Consider the following 18,160-nt stretch of genomic DNA (forward strand, 5'->3'; position numbering starts at 1 on the left):
GACAGGGCTTACTCGCCGGTAACAGACTGTGGCCACCGTTCGGGTTACCGGTAGTAACAACGCCTTGCGACTACGCGCCGACGACCCATTGTGAGACAGCTGGAGGGGACATGGCGGAGTTCACCATGGAGCTGAGTGACGACCAGAAGCAGGTGCGGGACTGGATCCACGGCTTCGCCGCCGAGGTCATCCGGCCCGCGGCCGCGGAATGGGACGAGCGCGAAGAGACTCCGTGGCCCGTCATCCAGGAAGCCGCCAAGGTCGGCATCTACTCGCTCGACTTCTACGCGCAGCAGTTCTTCGACCCGACCGGCCTCGGCATCCCGATGGCGATGGAGGAGCTCTTCTGGGGCGACGCGGGCATCGCCCTGTCGATCGTCGGCACCGGGCTCGCCGCGATCGGCGTCGTCGCCAACGGCACCGAGGAGCAGATCGGCACCTGGATCCCGCAGATGTACGGGGACCAGAACGACGTGAAGGTCGCCGCGTTCTGCTCCTCCGAGCCCGACGCCGGCTCCGACGTCGGCGCCATGCGCACCCGCGCCGTCTACGACGAGGCCAAGGACGAATGGGTGCTGAACGGCACCAAGACCTGGGCGACCAACGGCGGCATCGCCAACGTCCACATCGTCGTCGCCGTGGTGGACCCGGAGCTGGGCACCAAGGGACACGCCTCCTTCATCGTGCCGCCGAACACCCCGGGCCTGTCCCAGGGGCAGAAGTTCAAAAAGCACGGCATCCGCGCCTCGCACACGGCCGAGGTGGTGCTGGAGGACTGCCGGATCCCCGGCTCCTGCCTGCTCGGCGGCAAGGAGAAGCTGGACGAGCGCCTCGCGCGGGCCCGCGAGCGGGCCCGGGCGGGCGGCGGCGAGCGGGTGAAGAACGCCGCCATGGCCACCTTCGAGGCCTCCCGCCCGGCCGTCGGCGCGATGGCCGTCGGCACCGCGCGCGCCGCGTACGAGGTCGCCCTCGACTACGCCAAGACCCGGACCCAGTTCGGCCGTCCGATCATCGACAACCAGGGCGTGGCCTTCCAGCTCGCCGACATGCGCACCCAGATCGACGCGGCCCGGCTGCTGGTGTGGCGGGCTTCCTGGATGGCGGTCGCGGGCAAGCCCTTCACCTCGGCGGAGGGCTCGATGTCGAAGCTGTTCGCGAGCGAGGTCGCCAAGAAGGTCACCGCGCAGGCGGTGCAGATCCTCGGCGGCAACGGCTACACCCGCGAGTACCCGGTGGAGCGGATGCACCGAGACAGCGCGATCTACACGATCTTCGAGGGGACCAGCGAGATCCAGCGGCTGGTGATCGCCCGGACGATCTCCGACATGCCGATCCGCTAGCCGCGGGACGGTTGTCGCGCCCCCGGACACCCACGGTGTCCGGGGGCGCTCCCGTGTGCGTCTCAGCCCTTGCCCAGCGGCGTCAGGCAGTTCTGGGTCCAGCCGTCGGCGCTGTACTTGGTGTCCGCCAGCCGGTCGAGCGGAGCGCAACTCTCGCCCACGCCCAGCTCCTTGGTGACCCGGAACCGGGCCCCCGCCGCGCCGCAGTCCACGATCCGCAGGTCCTGCTGCTGCCAGCTGCCCGCGTTGCGCACGCACTGCCCGACCGACAGCGTCGGCGGCTCGTCCTCCCCGAACAGCAGGCCGATCACGATCAGCGTCGGTATCGAGAGGAAGAGGAGCAGCGCCGGTACGAGGAAGAGCACGGCCGCGGGGCGCCGCCACAGTGGCTTGCCCGGGTCGAGGGCGGGCCGGAAGCCGCCCGTCTGGGGCGCGAGGGCGCGGAAGGTGGCGCGCGGGCCCAGGTTCGTCAGCAGGGTGACGGGCGTGATGAAGAACGACAGCGGCCCCCACCAGCCCTGCCACAGGGTGTCCGAGGACATCCGGCGGTAGGTGGAGAGCCCGCAGTCGCGGCAGAACGGCCCGGGCATGCTCAGGAACCGCATGATCACGAGGAAGCCCTGGTGGCCGCGTACGGTCGCGTGCGCGGCCGGGTACGCCCCGCAGAGCCGGCAGCCGTACATGCCCTGCGGCGGCGGGTAGGCGGGCCAGTACGGGGCCGGGGCCTGCTGGGGGTACGCGGGGCCGTACGGGCCCGCCTGCTGCGGCGGTGCCTGGTACGGACCGGCCTGCTGCGGCGCCTGGTACGGGCCCTGCTGCGGGGCGTACGGGGAAGGGGGGCCGGCGCCGTACTGCGGTGGCGGAGTGGCCACGGACGTCTCCTCGGGGCTCGCGGGACCACCGGACGGGGTGAACCCGCCCGTGATCACGGAAGGTGATCACGGCACCCTAGCCGGAGCCCTCACGGCCGCAGCAGCCGGGCGAGCGCACGCCCGAAGAGGAACCGGCCCGCCGCCGCGACCAGCGGGTCGAAGGGGCGGCCGAGGCCGCGCAGCCGCAGTTCCTCCCGCCAGTGGACCTCCGTGCCGCCCGCCGCGCGGGGGCGGACCTCGATCTCCGCCCAGCCCCGGACCACGCGGCCGCGCTTGACCAGCCGGACCAGCCCCGCCGAGCCGCCCCCGGAAGCCGCCGAGGGGGGTCGCCAGACCACGACTTCCATCGGATCGTCGAACGTGATCCTTCCCACTCCGGTGCGCGCCGTGAACACCGTTCCGACGTGCGTGGGAGGCGCCGTGTCGATGATCGTCCGGGTGAGCGGAACCTGTGCGCCGTGGCGTTCCCAGTCCGTGAGCCTGCGCCACGCCTCCGCCGGGTCGAGCGGTGAACGGTGAACGATCCGAATAGCGGGCATGAGCGCATGGTAAGCGGGCATACACATCCTGAACTGGATCTCGAATATGGGTTCCGTCCGGGGGCGGCGATCGGTAATACTCACCGCCACCGTGGATCGCGGATTCGACCGGGTGACCACCGGCCCTCCCGCCCCACACTGCGAGGAGGTGCACCATGTGCTCCCACCAGCCCCCCTGCCCGGCCGCCGATGACGCCGATCACGACGCCGCCCGCACCGTGGCCTTCCACCCCGAACAGGGCTGGAGCCTGCTCTGCAACGGCCTGGTGATCTTCGACGACACCGGCGAGCTGCTCCCCGACGGCCGTGCGGTGGACCCCCGCCGCCCGGCCCTGGTCTGAACGAGGAGTCGGCATGCGCCAGCAGCTGATCCGCAAGCCCGTTCCCAAGCCCGCCCCCCGAGACCTGGACCTGCGCACACCGTCGGGCAGACCCCTCCCGTACTGACGGGAGCCCAGGAATTACGTCGCCCACCGGCTGGAGTTCAGCCGGTGGAGGCCGCCGCGCCGCCCCGGAAGGCGGTCTCGTACGCCGCGTCGCCGATGGCCGCGCGGGCCTGCCGTTCGCCCTGGTCACGCAGGGCGGTCAGGGAGGGCGAGCCGCCCATGTGCGGGCTTCCGACCGTGCGCCACCAGGCGTGCCCGGTGCCCAACAGGCGTGCGGCCAGTTCACCGTCGCCCAGCCCCGCCACGGCCGCCGCGAGTACGTCCAGGCCGAGCGCGATGCCGAAGCGGTCGCCGAGCAGCCGCTTGCCGGACAGCATCGCCCGCACGTGCCGGGCCGCTTCGTGGTGCTCGCCGAGCCCCAGCGCGGACACCGCCAGGATGTAGTCCGCGTACGCCCGCAGCCAGCGCTCGCCCAGCTCGGCGCACGCCTCGCGCAGGCCCTGCGCCTCCTGCGCGGCCTCCTCGAAGCGCCCGAGGTCGCACAGCGCGTACCCGGTGGCCAGCCGGCAGAGCAGCCAGCCCGGGCCACTGGTCCGGCCGCCGTGGCCGGCCCGCGCCCGGGGGCCCGCGAGCGCGAGCGCCCGGGGGGCGTCGCCCGGCATCATCAGCGCCACCGCGTGCAGATAGGCCGCGCGCAGCTCCCGCTCCGGGTCCGCCAGCCGGTCCGCCTCGTGAGTGCACTCCTCGCCGAGCCGCCGGGCGGCTTCCATGTCTCCCTGGAGCAGCGCGGTCAGGCCGAGCGCCCAGAGCGCCTGGGTGTACGCGGCGCCCGTGCGCGGGGCCGCCACCATCGCGCGTTCCAGGAAGGCCCGGCCCTCGTGGACGTGCCCGCACGAGAACCAGAGGAACCACAGGGCCCCGGCCATCTCCAGCGCCGCCGTCGGATCCGCGCCGAGCAGGTGCTCCAGGGCGGTGCGCAGCTGGGCGTGCTCGGCGGTCATCCTGCGGTACCAGTCCACCTGGGCGGGGCCCAGCCAGCTCCGGTCGGCGGCCTGGGAGAGCGCGGCGTACCAGTGGGCGTGCCGGTCGGCGACGGTCCGTACCTCGCCGAGCTCCGTCAGCCAGTCGTGGCCGAACTCGCGGATGGTGTCGAGCATCGCGTAACGGGCTCCCGCGCCCCGCTCCTCGCTGCGCCGGACCACCGATTTCGCGACGAGGCCCGCCAGCACCCGCTCCACCCGGGACGCGGGCAGCGGCCCGCCGGAGCACACCGCGCGGGCGGCGGCCACGTCGAAGTCCCCGGCGAACACCGACAGCCGGGCCCACAGCAGCCGTTCCAGCGGCTCGCACAGCTCGTGGCTCCAGCCGACGGCCGTCCGCATCGTCTGGTGCCGGGGCAGCAGCGGGGTGCGCAGGTCGGTGAGCACGTCGAAGCGGGCGCCCAGCCGCTGGGCCGTCTGTTCCAGGGTCCACAGCCGCAGCCGGGCCCCCGCCAGCTCCAGGGCGAGCGGGATGCCGTCCAGCCGGCGGCACACGTCGCTGGCGACGGCGGCGCGCCCGGGGTCGCCGAAGACGGCCGCGAGCTGCGGGGTGGCGGCGACGGCCCGCTCGCGGAAGAGGGCGAGGGCATCGCTGTCGGGGCCGTCGCAGGGCAGTGGCCGGACCTCGACCACCTGCTCGCGGGGGGAGTCGAGCGGCTCCCGCGAGGTGATCAGGACGGTCAGCCCGGGCGCGGACTGCAGGAGTTCGCCGACCAGGTGGCGGCAGGCGGAGATCAGGTGCTCACAGGTGTCGAGGACGAGGAGGAGTTCCTTGTCGGCCATCCACGCGCACAGTTCCTCGTCCAGGGACCGCGCGGAGTGGTCCGCGAGACCCACGGCGTGGGCGACGGTCGCCACGAGCAGGCCGGGGTCGCGCAGCGGCGAGAGCTCCACCCACCAGACGCCGTCCCGCCGGACCTGTCGGCCGGAGGTGACGGCGCGCAGGGCGAGCCGTGTCTTGCCGACACCGCCCACCCCGGTCAGGGTGATCAGTCTTCGGTCGCGCAACAGATCGTCAAGGTGGGCGAGTTCGCCTTCCCGGCCCACGAAGCTCGCCGATTCCGGCGGCAGGTTCCCCAGCACGGAGTCAGAGTCTGGCCGAGGATCGCCCGCCGTGGAATCCGACTGATTGTTGTTGACCGAGTACGCACCGAACACGGTTGTATTGTGCGTGATCTTCTTTACCGGCAGGGCCGTTCCGGCCATTACCTCGTCAGGTCTTCCGGACAGCCCGCCCGGCACGGCTACCCGCCGAGGGTGATCCGCCGCTCCGCGGAGAACGCCCCCCAGTTGCCGTCGGGCAGGCGGGCCCGCACTTTCACGGCCCAGACGGTGCCGGCCGGCTCGGTCACCGTGAGCCGGTGTTCCACCCGGCCGCCCGGGGGCGGAACCGAGGCGCCGGCACCGAATTGGATGACGGTGGTGGGCTGTTCGTTGACGTAGAGCTGGTATTCGGCCGTCGGGCGGCCGGTGTCCGGGGCGGTCCAGGACAGGGTGACCTCGCCGGGGGCGGCGGCCGCGGCGAACTCCGCGGGCGCGGTGCCCGGTCCGTCGCCGTCGGCGGGCGGGGTCGTCACGTCCACGGCGGGGCCGTCGGGGGAGGAGTTGTCGGCGCCGTCCCGGGCCCGGACGGTGAAGGTGTACACGGTGTCCGGCCGGAGTCCGGTGACGGTGGTGGCGCTCTCGCCGGGGCCGGCGGTGTGGATCCGGACGCCGCCCTGGTAGACGTCGTAGGCGGTCACGCCCGTGTCATCGGTGGCCGCGCCCCAGGTCAGACGGGCTGTGCGGGGTCCCTCCGGGCGGCCGGTGGTGGCCGGCGGCGCGGTGGGGGCCTGCCGGTCGTCGGCCTTGGCGGCCGGGGTGGTGACCTCGGCCGCCGCGCTGGGCCGGGAGAGGTTTCCGGCGGCGTCCTTGGCCCGGACGGTGAAGGCGTAGGCCGTCCGCGGGGTCAGGTCCGTGACGTCCGTCATCGTCTTCTCCGCCGGGAGTTCGCGCACGAGCCGGTCCGCCTGGAACACCTGGTAGCCGGTCACGCCGTCGGCCGCGGCGGCCGCGCGCCACATGACGTGTACGGAGCCGGCGCTGCCGGCCTGGGCGGTGAGGCCGGAGGGGGGCGGCGGGGCCTGGGTGTCGGCCGGGGTGCAGGCGGCCAGGGAGATCAGGGCGGCCGCGGCCAGGGCGGCGGCGGCCGAGGCCGAGGCGGCCGGGGCGGCGCCGGTCCGGGCGAGGAGCGCCGTCAGGGCCGGGGCGGGCGTGGGGGCGGTGCGTCGCACGGGGAGCCTTCCTCGGCTTCCTGGTAAAGGTCTAGACATTTATGGCACGGGCGGCGGCGGCCGGGCAAGACCCCTGCGGCCGTGCGACCCGCTGGAACGAGATCGTCAAGGACTGAACGACCGTCACGGACGGTCAACACCCGTTCGGCGGACACGACTTTCGCCCGAAAGCGCCCCTTCCTGCGCCACCATGGCGCCGCGTAAGGAGGTTTTCGATGGTGATTTCCCTCTCCGTGATCGTCCTGCTCTTCGTTCTCGCGTGGATCTTCCTGCGCGGCGGCGGCCTGAAGTTCTCGCACGCCCTCGTCTGCGTCCTGCTCGGCTTCTACCTCGCGAACAGCAGCATGGCCGCGAGCATCCACGACGGCGTCGCGGCCACCGCGACCGCGGTCTCCAGCCTCAGGCCCTAGGTGTATTGATCGACTGTTGCGCCTTCGTGAATCATCCGGCTCCTCCATGGACTCCTCGGGCAGTGCGACTTAGCGTCTGGCGGCGGCGCGATGTCAGACCAGATGTCAACAACACCGAAGAGATGGGAGGAAGTCCGGATGTTCCGAAGAACGCTGAACTGCGCTGTGGTCCCGGCCCTCGTCGCCTTCACGGCGATGTACGGGATCAGTCCCGCCCAGGCCGAGGAGATACCCAAGGCCCCCGGGCACCGCCTGGTCAGCCACTACGACGGCAGTCCCGCGACCGCCGTCCCGCTGCCCGGCGAGCAGCCGCCGCAGCACCCGTACCTCGCGCCCAACGGCCGCAGCGGCATGCACTCGGACGCGGCCGGCAGCGCCACGTCCCCCTGGTCCGGACCGCTCGGCCGGAACCCGCAGGTCACCAGCGAGAAGATCGCCGCGCTCGGCGGCGAATGCGCCACCGCCACCTTCGACTCGGGCGGCCGCCTGGTCACGGTGTGCGGCACCTTCTCCGGCTTCAAGGTCAAGCTCCTCGACCCCCGTACGCTCGCCACGCTCGCGGAACACCAGCTCCGGCAGCGCTCTTCGACGGTCGAGGCGATCACCTCGCTCGACTTCGCGAAGATCTTCAAGGACACCTCCGGCGGGGCCTACTTCTACCTGGACAACCAGGACCGCGCCGTACTGGCCGACTCCCGCCAGCACGTCCTGCGCCTCTCCCACTCCCAGAACCCGGACGGGAGCTGGAAGTTCACGGTCGACGACGACTGGGACCTCACCGGCCAGGTCCCGCACGACTGCGTCAGCTGGACCAACCTGTGGCCCAGCGGCACCTGCGACCCCGTCACCTCCGTGATGCCCGACTGGGACGGCCTGATCTGGTGGGTCACCCGCCAGGGCCGCGTCGGCACCGTGGACCCGCGAACCGCCCGGATCCGCTCCGTCCGGCTCGCCGGCGAGGAGATCCAGAACTCCTTCTCGGTCGCCGAGGACGGCGTCTCCATCGTCACCGACCACGCCCTCTACAGCTTCCGCGCCTCCGCCGACGGCACCCCCGAGGCCCAGTGGCGCCAGACGTACGACCGCGGTACGGGAACCAAACCCGGCTCCGTGAACCAGGGTTCGGGCACGACCCCGGACCTCTTCGGCGACGGCTACGTCGCCATCACCGACAACGCCGACGACCGGATGAACGTCCTGGTGTACAAGCGGGGCGTGGACGTCCCCGCCGGCGAGCGGCTCGTCTGCGAGGTCCCGGTCTTCGGATCCGGCGCCTCCACCACCGACAACTCCCTGATCACCTGGGGCAACAGCATCGTCGTCGAGAACAACTACGGCTACGAGAACCCCACCACGCTGGTCCTCGGCAAGTCGGTCGTCGGCGGCGTCAGCCGCATCGACGTCCGCGCCGACGGCAGCGGCTGCGACACGGTGTGGCAGAGCGGGATCCGCTCACCCTCCACCGTTCCGAAGCTCTCCACCGCGAACGGGCTGCTCTACTTCTACGAGAAGGAGCCCAACGCCTGGGGCATCGACGCCTGGTACCTCACCGCGGTGGACTTCCGCACCGGCGAGCGCCGCTGGCGCCGCCTCACCGGGACGGGCCCCCTCTACGACAACAACTGGGCCCCCGTCACCCTGGGCCCCGACGGCACCGCCTACGTCGGCGTCTTCAACGGCATCGTCGCCGTCCGCGACACCGGCTGACCCACAGCGGACCGGCCGGCGCCCCGGAGTTCGCGGGCGGGGTCGGTGGTGGCGAGGTACAGGAGTGAGGAGGCCACGGCGGCGATCACCAGCAGGGCTCCCAGGACGGCGAGGGCGCGCTGGCGCAGCCGGCGCTCCCGCGCCGGGTCATCGCCGCGGCGCGGCGGGCTCGCGCCGGGTGACTCCCGGACGGCGGCCTGCCGGGCGAGCGCGGGCCAGGCGTCGATCAGGGCCTCGTGCGCGAGCTCCACCGTCGGGCCGCGCTGCGGACCGCCGCCGAGGACCAGGATCCGCCGCTCGGCGAGGGCCCGGGCGATCCGCCACCGGGTCTCCCCGGCCTCGGCCCTGGTCAAGGTGGTGCGCAGCGGTGCCTGGCCGCCCGGCGGCAGCCGGAGGAGCCCGGTGAGCAGGCGCAGCGCCTCCTCCCGGTCGGCGGGGCCCGCGCACGCCCGCCACGCCGCCTCCGCGTGGCGGCCGAGCGCGCCGCTGACGCCGCCGAGTTCCTCGTACGAGGTGAACCGGAGCCGCCCGGCGGCCCGTTCGTCCCAGAGCCGCTCCAGTACGAAGCCCAGCCGCGGCAGCGCGCCCGGTTCGGCCCCGGCGTCGTCCAGCACGCGGTGGACGAGACCGGGGTCGTAGGACACGGCCGGGGTGCGGTCGAGCGGGCGGAGGATCACCTCGGACAGCTGCGCGCGGGTCATCGGGAGCAGCGGCCGCACGGTGGCCCGGCCCAGTGCCGGGCCGAGCAGCGGATGGGAGGGCGCCGCCTCCAGGAAGTCGGCGCGGAGCGTGAGCAGTACCCGCAGGGCCTCGGGGTGCGGGTCGGGGAAGAGCAGTCCCGCCGCCTCCGGCACGGCCGGCAGCTGCTCCGCCTGGTCGAGTACGAGGAGGTAGCGTCCGGCCGGGTCGCCGAGTGCGCGGCGGGCGGCGCCGACCAGGCCGTGCCGGTCCAGCTCCTCCTCCAGGCCGCGCAGGGCGGCGCCGCGGTCCGCCCCGTGCGGTCCCGGGCCGGCCAGCCGGAGGAGTTCGGCGGCCAGCGCCGTGCGCGGCGGGGTGTCGCCGTCGGCCCGCAGCACCAGCACCTCGTACCCCTCGGCGCGCAGCCTGGGCGCCACCCCGGCGAGCGCCAGCGAGGACTTGCCGCAGCCCGAGGGGCCGGTCAGCGCGACGCCGGGGAGGTCGCCCCGCCCGAGCAGGCCGGCGATGTCCTCGGCCTCGGCGTCCCGCCCGAAGTACCCGTCGGCGTCCGGTTCCCGGAAGGTGTCCAGGCCGCGGAAGGGGGAGGCGGGGCGGAGCACACCGGCCAGCGCCGGGATCTCCGAGACCAGGCTCTCGGTGGGGATCGCGAAGCTCTGCGGGGCCCCGGAGAACTCGGCGACGACCACCATGCCCACGACCGCGCCGGCCTGCTCGTCCCAGACGGGGCCGCCGCTGAAGCCGTGCTCCAAGGGCCCGCCCCGGCGGTCGGCGGCCGAGAGCCGCACCCGGTTCTCGGCGCTCTCGCCGCGCAGCCGTCCCGCGTGCCAGACGCCGTCCGGGAACGCGCGGGTGAGGCCGAGGACCCGTACGGGGTGGCCCCACAGGCTCCCCGCGTCGGCCATCGCGAGGGGTACGGCGCCGGGGAGGGGCTCCCGGAGCCTGAGGGCGGCGATGTCCCCGGTGCGGTCCGGGCGCGGCGGCGCCCAGTGCGCCACCTCGGCCGCGGCCCGGCCGGGGCCGGCCAGCGGGCGGTCCAGGGTGAGCTCCCCGGCCGGGGCCCCGGTGTGCTCGCGGGGCGGCCCGAGCGCGTCGCGGACGACGTGGGCGCAGGTGATCACCAGGTCGGGGGCGATGAGGAAGCCGACGCCGCCGACCGTGCCGTCCGTACCGGCGACGCGGACGACGGCCGAGGCCAAGGCGGCGTCGGGGGAGCCCTCGTCGGCGGAGGGCGTCATGGCGCCGCCCGCTCGTCGGCGGCCGGGACGGAGTCCCAGGTCGGGGTCACGGCGAAGTCGACGCCGGCTCCGTCGCCGTCCGGCGGTACCCCGACCGTGTGCGCACCGGTGCTCATGGCTGCCCCACCCTCCCCGCCCTCCCCATCCGCCCGTAGGTCAACTGTCCCTTATCCGGGGAGAGTTCGTGGGATGTTACTACTCCCGTGCCGGGCGGGGCGGCGGTGTCGGCGACGATCGGGTACTCCCGCGCACCCGTTCGATCGCCACCATCGCGGCGTCGTCCCCCAGCCGGCCGCCCGGCGAGTGGCCGAGGAGATCCGCGCACAGGTGGCGCAGCAGCGCGTCCGGGCCGTCGCCCGGCCAGTCCCCGGCCCGCTCCGGCAGCGGGTAGAAGGCGCCGTCCTCGTCACGGGCCTCGATGACCCCGTCGGTGTAGAGCAGGACGACGTCCCCCGGCTCGAAGGCGAAGGTCTGCGCGGCGAAGCCGCTCTCCACGAACTGCGTGAGACCGAGCGGCGGCGCCGGGTGGTCCACCTCCAGCGCGATGACCCGCCCGCCCCGCAGCAGCAGCGGCGGCGGGTGCCCGCAGCTGACGACCTGCAAGGTCGACGCGCCGTCGGGGACATCGATGACGGCGGCGGTGGTGAACCCCTCGCCCGGCGGCGCGGAGCCCTCGCCGGCGCCCTCCCCGCCGTCGGTGTCCGCGGCGACGGCCGCCTCCAGGTGGGCGACCAGACCCGGCAGGTCGTCCTCCTGGTGCGCGGCGGCCCGGAAGGCGCCGAGGACGATGGCCGCCTCCCCGACCGCCTCCAGCCCCTTCCCGCGCACGTCCCCGATGATCAGCCGGGTGCCGTGCGGGGTCCGGGCGGCGGCGTAGAGGTCGCCGCCGATCTGCGCCTCGGCCTCGGCCGCCAGGTACACGGCGGCCACCCGGAGCGGTCCCATCCGGTCGGGCAGCGGTCGTAGCACCACCCGCTGAGCGGCCTCGGCCACCGAGCGGAGCTGGGTGAGCTGCTCCTCGTGGACCTCGCGCAGATGCGCGAAGAAGGTCACGAACGCCGAGATCAGCACCAGCGCGATGATCTGGAAGGTGTGGTTGAGGTCGGTGAGGGTGGTCCGCCAGATCGCGACCGTCGACTGCGCCAGTACCGCCACCGCGCCGACGAATCCCGTCATCCTGGGCCCCGCGAACGAGGCCGTGAGGGCCGGGGCGGCGACCAGGAAGGGACCCAGGTGCACATCGGGCGGCGCCAGGATGTCGACCACCGTGACGATCGCGATCAGCGCGAAGGGAACCGCCAGCAGCGCCATACGCGGCTGCGACGGCCGGCGGGATCGGGGGTGCGGCGGCCGGTGGTCCATGACTCCTGCATACACCGGGCGTCCCGCGCGGATGCGTCCGCCGCCCCGGGACGCGCGCGGTCCACGGCGGCGGACGCACCGTCAGGGGCCGCGCGCCTCACCCTCCCGCCACGGAATGACGCCATTTGCGCGCCGGATGTATCCATCCGCTTACCCTGTGTGGCGAACCGCGAAGATCGCCCATAACTTCGGGTTCATGACGAATCGGCAGCTCAAGTGCCTCGCAATCATCTCGGTCGTCATGGCCACCGGTATCGGCGCCGCGGCGCCCTCCTCCGGGGCGGCCATCCACAGGGTGAGCGCGGGCCAATCGATCCAGGCAGCGGTGGACGCCGCCCGCCCGGGAGACACGATCCTCGTACGCCCCGGCACCTATCACGAGAGCGTGCTCATCACGAAGCGGCTGACCCTGCGGGGGGCGGGTCCGCGCCGCACCGTGATCATGCCGCCCACGACGGTCCCCGCCGCCGGCGCCGGCAACGCCTGCCTCCAGGCGGGCAACGGCATCTGCGTCATAGGAGCCGCGGAGAAGAGCGTCGACCGGGTGACCATCAAGGGGCTCGCCGTGTCCGGGTTCGGCAAGTCGGGGATCTGGGCCAGCGGAACCGACCGGCTGCGGGTCGAGCACGTGACCGCCGAGAACAACAAGGTCTGGGGCATCGCCCAGCAGATGTCCACCCGCGGGGTGTTCCGCGACAACACCGCCCGTGACAACGGGGAGTCCGGCTTCTTCATCGCCAACACCGTCGAACACGAGGGCGGGGCCACCGACACCCTCGGCGCCGTGATCCGCGACAACACGGCGAGCGGCAACCGGATCGGCATCACCGTGCGCAGGGTCAGGAACCTCACCGTCAGCGGCAACACCGTGACCGCCAACTGCGGCGGCGTGTTCGTCGTCGGGGACGAGGGCACGCCGCGCGCCGGCGCCATGACCGTCCGCGGCAACCGGGTCACCGCGAACAACAAGCTGTGCCCCGCCACCTCCCGCCTCCCGGCCATCCAGGGCAGCGGCATCGTCCTCACGGGCGCCGAGGCCACCGTCGTGCGCTCGAACACCATCACCGACAACGTCGGCGCCTCGCCGCTGTCGGGCGGAATCGTGCTGTTCCAGAGCTTCGTGGGCGCCGCGAACACCAACAACGTCATCAGGGACAACGCGGTGACGGGCAACAAGCCGGCGGACGTGGCCGACCGGGGCACCGGGACCGGCAACACGTTCACCGACAACAACTGCGCTCTCTCCGAGCCCGCCGGAATGTGCTGACCGGTGTCCCCCGTCACCCTCAGGAGAATCGAGGCCGCATGACCACGGTAAGTTCCAACCCCACCACCCTCGCCACCCCCACCATCGCCCCGACCGTCACCCCCCTCACCACGGACGCCCCCACCTCCCCGCAGCCCGGCATGCGCCTGCGCGAGCTCGTCTTCGGGGCGGCCTGCGCCGCGGCCGTACGGGCGGCCGCCCGCCTCGGCGTCGCCGACGCGCTCGGCCAGTCGCCCGCCACGGCGGCGGAACTGGCCACGGCCCTGAACTGCGAGCCGCAGCCCCTGCGGCGCCTGCTCCGCGCGCTGACCTGCTACGGGATCTTCGCGGAGACGGAGGACGGGAGGTTCGCCCACACCGAGATGTCCCGGCTGCTGCGCGAGGACGACCCGAACAGCCTGCGCTACATCTCCCTGTGGTGCACCGAGCCCTGGACCTGGCAGGCCTGGCCGCGCCTCGACGACGCGGTGCGCTCCGGCGGCAGCGTCTTCCACGAGCTGTTCGGCAAGGGGTTCTTCGACTACCTGCACGAGGACGCGCACGAGTCGGCCCACGTCTTCAACCGGGCCATGACCACCTCCAGCGCCCAGTCCGCCCTCGACGTCGCCGAGCTCCTCGACCTCACCGGGATCTCGGTGGTGGCGGACATCGGCGGCGGCCAGGGCCACGTACTGGCGAGCCTGCTGGAGAAGCACCCCGAGGTGCGGGGAACCCTGCTCGACCTGCCCGGCGTGGTGGAGCGGGCGGATCCGCGGCTCCGCGAGGGCGGCGCCCTGGCCGCGCGCGCCAGCATCGTCGCCGGGGACTGCCGCGAGGGCATCCCGGTCGAGGCCGACCTGTACATCATCAAGAACATCCTGGAGTGGGACGACGACAGCACCCGCAGGACCCTGCGCAACGTCATCGAGGCCGCCCGCCCGGGAGCCCGGGTCGTGATCATCGAGAACCTCGTCGACGACACCCCGTCGATGAAGTTCACCACGGCCATGGACCTGATGCTGCTGCTCAACGTGGGCGGCGCCAAGCACACCAAGGAAAGCCTGGTCAACCGCATGACCGCCGCCGGCCTGGTGCTCGGTGACATCCGGCCGGTCAACCCGTACCTGCACGCGTTCGAATGCACCGTGCCGTTGTCCGGCTGACACCGGCGGGGATCTCCCCGGCACACGACATCGCCCCGAGTCCGGCCTGGCGGCCGGGCTCGGGGCGATCGTCTCGGGGTTGTCCGTCTCAGGACCGGCCGGGGTACACCGGCCGGTCGGTTGGGTCAGGAGGGGTCCGGCGTCCGCCGGTCGGTGATCAGCCGCATGGCGGAGCGGCCGAGGCAGCGCGCGACCTCCTCGTCGGAGGCGAGCACACCGTCCTTGGCCTCGTCCAGCAGCCGGGCCAGCACCGCCGCCTTGTGGCCGCCCTCGATCCCGAGCGCGAGCGCGGGCCGGGCGTCGATCGGGCCGCGCATGTCCAGGAGCCGGACGACGATGTCGTCGCGCTGGAAGATGGTGCTGCCCGCGATGGGGTTCGCGGGGTCGTCGGCGGCCGCCTCGTCCTGGCCCGCGAGGAGCCTGGCGAGCGCGGTCCCGCACCCCTTCTTCGCGGGATAGAACAGCGCGTGCCGTCCCAGCCCCTCCGGCTCGTCGCCGCCCGCCGCCACCCGGTGCACCACCGGCAGGGCCGCCCGGGTGAAGAACACCCGCGCCGAATCGGGGTCGGCGAGGTCCCGGTCCTGCTCCAGGTACGGGTTGATGGCCTCTTCGAGGGCCCTGACCTCCGGCTGCAGCGCCACATGGCGCAGCGCCGCCACCAGGTCGCCCTCCACCTCCATCGCCCGGACCACACGGTTCCCGTGCATGAAGACGGAGCTGCGCCGCAAGAGGGTGTTCTCGTCGACCCGCGCCCGCGGGGAGGTGTACCCGGCCAGCAGCTCCGCGACGGCGGCCTCGCTGCCCGGTTTGACGGTGAAGGTGAGGGCGTGGCGGACCACGCCGTCCCCGCGCCGGGGCGCGGCCCGCAGACCGCCCCCGATCGTGTCCGGAACACCGGTGGCCGGGCTCTTGGAGCCCTGGCCGGCGGTCTCCTGGAGCACGCTGAACCGGAGCGAGCGGGTGTCCCGTACGCAGCCGTGCAGCGGCTGCACCGTCTTCACGTGCTCCTCGCTGCTGACCCAGGCCAGGAAGGGGGACGCGCTCTCCCATTCGCTGGTGATGAGCCACTGGGAGGGGTTCTCGATCGACTGGCACAGCTCGTCGCTGATGTGCCCGGGGACGGACGACACCTGGCTGCGCAGGCGTTCGTAGACCTCCAGGAACTCCTTCTGGGCACCGTCGTACAGGTCAAGCAGCAGCACGACCCGAAGTCTTGAGCCGTCGAAGGCGGACTGGGATATCCGTTCCGACACGGTTGTCATCTTTCACACTCCTTCGAGACCCGGTCACCACGTCCCGTGGCATGTCACCGGTCGCTCGTGGAATCCGCGTGGGTGACCACCTGCGGATGCGGTCTGTCAGCACCCGGTTACGGGTGGCACTGCCGAAACCGATCGTCGTCCGGTACGGCCAGCGGCGCGAGACGGGAGAACCATGCGGGTGAAGGGGCGGGGCGAATGTCCCGGAAAAGGGCATGAAAAGAGCATTCCCCCTCGGGCGGCAGGAGCTGGAGCAACTGATGGAAGAAGACGTCGACCACCGCGTGCCGGTCCTCATCGTGGGCGGCTCGCTCGTGGGCCTGTGCACCTCGCTGTTCCTGGGCCGTCACGGCATCAGGCACATGCTGGTCGAGAAACACTCGGGCACTTCGAAGCACCCGCGCGGACGCGGCATCAACGTACGGACGATGGAGGTGTTCCGGGTCGCCGGCGTGGAGGAGGCGATCCGGCAGGCCGCCTCGGTCCTGGCGGACAACCACGGGATCCTCCAGGGCGGGTCCCTGACCGGCGACGACCAGGAGTGGCTGTTCAAGGAGATCGACGCGGGCGGCGCGATCGCGCGCTTCAGCCCGTCGACGTGGTGCCTGTGCAGCCAGAACGACATCGAGCCGGTCCTGATGGCCGTCACCCCCACCCTCGGCGCCGACCTGCGCTTCTCCACCGAACTCCTGTCGTTCGAGCAGGACGACACCGGAGTGACCGCGCTCGTGAAGAACCGCGAGACCGGCGAGCACAGCAGGGTGCGGGCGGACTACCTCGTCGCGGCCGACGGGCCGCGCAGTCCCGTCCGGGAACAGCTCCGCATCGGTCAGAGCGGACCCGGAGACCTGTTCCACAACGTGAGCATCACCTTCCGCTCGCGCGGGCTCGCGGAGGTCGTGGGCGACCGCCGCTTCATCGTCTGCTACCTGACCAAGCCGGGTGCCGACGGGGCGCTGCTGCCCGTGGACAACGAGGAGAAGTGGGTCTTCCACGCGCCCTGGCACCCCGACCAGGGCGAGACCCTGGAGGAGTTCACCGACCAGCGCTGCGCGGACCACATCCGGCGGGCGATCGGCGCCCCCGACCTGGACGTCGAGATCACCGGGAAGGCCCAGTGGCACGCCGCCGAACGGGTGGCGCGGCACTACGCCGCCGGCCGGGTCTTCCTCGTCGGGGACTCCGCGCACGAGATGTCCCCCACCGGGGCGTTCGGCTCCAACACCGGCATCCAGGACGCGCACAACCTCGCCTGGAAGCTGGCCGCCGTCCTGGAGGGCGCGGCGCACCCGCGGCTGCTCCTGACGTACGAGGCCGAGCGCCTGCCGGTGGCCCGGGCGACGAGCGAGCGCGCCTCGGCCCGCTCGGCGGAGCACAGCCACCCCGGGTACGCCCCGGCCCCCGGCGCGGCCGGCGGCCGGCCGGGCGGGGTCCTCTCCGTGGCCATGGGGTACCGCTACACGGCGGGCGCCGTCGTGGGCGGCGACGCGGAGCAGCCCGTCGTCCCCGAGCAGATGCGGCTGACGGGCGATCCGGGTTCCCGGGCCCCCCACATGTGGCTGCGCCGGGCCGGCGAGCGGATCTCCACCCTGGACCTCTACGAGCGCTCGTTCGTCCTGCTCAGCGCCGAGGGCACCCGGTGGGGCCGCGCCGCGCGGCGGGCCGCCGCGCGCCTGGACATGCGGCTGGAGGCGTACGAGGTCGGCACCGGCCCGGACGCGGGTCTGCTCCCCGAGGAGGACGGGGGCGACTGGGCCGAGGTCCACGGCGTGACCCCGGAGGGCGCGATCCTGGTCCGCCCCGACGGGTTCGTCGCCTGGCGCTCCCCGAAGGGCGAGGCCGATCCGGAGCCGGTCCTGTACGAGGTCCTCAGCGCCCTCCTGGGCCGGACCGGGGAGTAGCCCCGCACGTCTCCCGCACGTCCCCGGGCCGCACGCAGCGGCCCGGGGACGTGCGTGCGTCGGGCCGCGGCGGCCGCCTAGGCGTCCGGGCCGGGCCGCAGGGTGCGCCAGACGGCGTCGGGGAGCAGCCGTTCCGCCTCGTCGAGGTCGAACGCGTAGGTGCTGGAGAGCCAGCGGCGGGCGGCCTCGCTGACCGGGCCCATGACCAGGACCTCGACCAGCGGCCCGGGGAGGGGGACGATCTCCCCCTTCAGCACCTGCCGCCGCGTCCAGGCGCCGATGGCCGCCAGCTTGGCCTCCTTGGCTGCGCTGATCTCCTCGGCGTGCGCCGCCAGGTAGCCGGAGTAGGCGGAGGCGTGGAGGAACAGCGCGGCGTCCCGGTGCTCGCGGGTGAACCCCAGGTAGGACCGTACGAGTGCGTGGACGCCGGTCCGGGCGGTCCGGGTCCGGGTCACGGCGGCGGTCATCGCGTCGAACAGCTCGCCCATGCACCGGGTGTACAGGGCGGCGGCGAGGCCGTCGAAGCTGCCGAAGTGGTGGTACAGACTGCCGAGGCTGACTCCGCTGGCCGCGGTGACGCTGCCCACCGTGAACCCCTGCTGGCCGTGCGCGGCGTACACGCGCAGGGCGGTCGTCAGGAGCAGGTCTACCGTGGCCTCGCCCCGTTGCTGCTTTGGAGACATGCCCGTCAGGGTAGATCAGTCCCGGCCGGGCGGGACCTGCCGCGA

The 18,160-nt window shown here is 73.2% G+C and carries 15 protein-coding genes; 7 read left to right on the plus strand and 8 right to left on the minus strand.

What is annotated here, in order from left to right; genetic code table 11:
- Positions 1-110: 110 nt before the first annotated feature.
- Positions 111-1,340, plus strand: coding sequence for an acyl-CoA dehydrogenase family protein (locus EES41_RS29960; RefSeq protein WP_073772645.1), 1,230 nt, complete (start codon positions 111-113; stop codon positions 1,338-1,340).
- A gap of 62 nt (positions 1,341-1,402) precedes the next feature.
- Here EES41_RS29960 and EES41_RS29965 read toward each other — a convergent pair whose 3' ends face one another.
- Positions 1,403-2,212: a DUF2076 domain-containing protein gene (locus tag EES41_RS29965; protein ID WP_254211607.1), complete on the minus strand. Its 810-nt coding sequence runs from the start codon at positions 2,210-2,212 to the stop codon at positions 1,403-1,405.
- Between the two features lie 89 nt (positions 2,213-2,301).
- Complete coding sequence (locus EES41_RS29970) at positions 2,302-2,751, minus strand: SRPBCC family protein (RefSeq protein ID WP_123081114.1); 450 nt, start codon at positions 2,749-2,751, stop codon at positions 2,302-2,304.
- Between the two features lie 155 nt (positions 2,752-2,906).
- Here EES41_RS29970 and EES41_RS29975 point away from each other — a divergent pair, with 155 nt between their 5' ends.
- Entirely contained in the window at positions 2,907-3,092 is a 186-nt protein-coding gene (locus EES41_RS29975; protein ID WP_008741183.1) for a DUF5999 family protein, read from the plus strand.
- Between the two features lie 143 nt (positions 3,093-3,235).
- On the opposite strand, the gene EES41_RS29980 is transcribed toward EES41_RS29975, so the two are convergent.
- Positions 3,236-5,260, minus strand: coding sequence for an NB-ARC domain-containing protein (locus tag EES41_RS29980; protein ID WP_123082778.1), 2,025 nt, complete (start codon positions 5,258-5,260; stop codon positions 3,236-3,238).
- A 161-nt stretch (positions 5,261-5,421) separates the two neighbouring features.
- Positions 5,422-6,450: a fibronectin type III domain-containing protein gene (locus tag EES41_RS29985; protein ID WP_302186173.1), complete on the minus strand. Its 1,029-nt coding sequence runs from the start codon at positions 6,448-6,450 to the stop codon at positions 5,422-5,424.
- A 215-nt stretch (positions 6,451-6,665) separates the two neighbouring features.
- Between EES41_RS29985 and EES41_RS29990 the strand changes: the two genes are divergently transcribed.
- Both EES41_RS29990 and EES41_RS29995 read left to right on the plus strand, forming a co-directional pair.
- On the plus strand, positions 6,666-6,860 hold the full coding sequence (locus EES41_RS29990) for a hypothetical protein (RefSeq protein ID WP_123081116.1): 195 nt from the start codon (positions 6,666-6,668) through the stop codon (positions 6,858-6,860).
- Positions 6,861-7,055: 195 nt separating this feature from the next.
- A complete protein-coding gene (locus EES41_RS29995; RefSeq protein ID WP_254211803.1) occupies positions 7,056-8,567 on the plus strand; it encodes a hypothetical protein in 1,512 nt (503 codons plus the stop codon).
- Here EES41_RS29995 and EES41_RS30000 read toward each other — a convergent pair.
- Together EES41_RS30000 and EES41_RS30005 are read right to left on the minus strand one after the other, a co-directional pair.
- Positions 8,519-10,501 carry a trypsin-like peptidase domain-containing protein gene (locus tag EES41_RS30000; protein ID WP_123081117.1) on the minus strand — a complete coding sequence of 661 codons (1,983 nt, stop codon included), beginning with the start codon at positions 10,499-10,501 and terminating at the stop codon, positions 8,519-8,521. The two genes, EES41_RS29995 and EES41_RS30000, sit on opposite strands and share 49 nt — an antisense overlap.
- A gap of 195 nt (positions 10,502-10,696) precedes the next feature.
- Positions 10,697-11,863, minus strand: a complete 1,167-nt coding sequence (locus tag EES41_RS30005; protein ID WP_123081118.1) for a PP2C family protein-serine/threonine phosphatase — start codon at positions 11,861-11,863, stop codon at positions 10,697-10,699.
- A 196-nt stretch (positions 11,864-12,059) separates the two neighbouring features.
- Between EES41_RS30005 and EES41_RS30010 the strand changes: the two genes are divergently transcribed.
- Positions 12,060-13,130: a nitrous oxide reductase family maturation protein NosD gene (locus tag EES41_RS30010; protein WP_123082780.1), complete on the plus strand. Its 1,071-nt coding sequence runs from the start codon at positions 12,060-12,062 to the stop codon at positions 13,128-13,130.
- A gap of 38 nt (positions 13,131-13,168) precedes the next feature.
- Positions 13,169-14,272, plus strand: coding sequence for a methyltransferase (locus EES41_RS30015; RefSeq protein ID WP_123081119.1), 1,104 nt, complete (start codon positions 13,169-13,171; stop codon positions 14,270-14,272).
- Between the two features lie 125 nt (positions 14,273-14,397).
- Here EES41_RS30015 and EES41_RS30020 read toward each other — a convergent pair whose 3' ends face one another.
- Entirely contained in the window at positions 14,398-15,534 is a 1,137-nt protein-coding gene (locus EES41_RS30020; protein WP_123081120.1) for a SchA/CurD-like domain-containing protein, read from the minus strand.
- Between the two features lie 257 nt (positions 15,535-15,791).
- Here EES41_RS30020 and EES41_RS30025 point away from each other — a divergent pair, with 257 nt between their 5' ends.
- Positions 15,792-17,432 (plus strand): FAD-dependent monooxygenase, encoded by a 1,641-nt coding sequence (locus EES41_RS30025; protein WP_123081121.1) that lies wholly within the window; start codon positions 15,792-15,794, stop codon positions 17,430-17,432.
- Between the two features lie 77 nt (positions 17,433-17,509).
- Here EES41_RS30025 and EES41_RS30030 read toward each other — a convergent pair whose 3' ends face one another.
- On the minus strand, positions 17,510-18,115 hold the full coding sequence (locus EES41_RS30030) for a TetR/AcrR family transcriptional regulator (RefSeq protein ID WP_123081122.1): 606 nt from the start codon (positions 18,113-18,115) through the stop codon (positions 17,510-17,512).
- Positions 18,116-18,160 lie beyond the last annotated feature (45 nt).

The sequence above is a fragment of the Streptomyces sp. ADI95-16 genome, assembly GCF_003721495.1.
Taxonomy (GTDB): Bacteria; Actinomycetota; Actinomycetes; order Streptomycetales; family Streptomycetaceae; genus Streptomyces; species Streptomyces goshikiensis.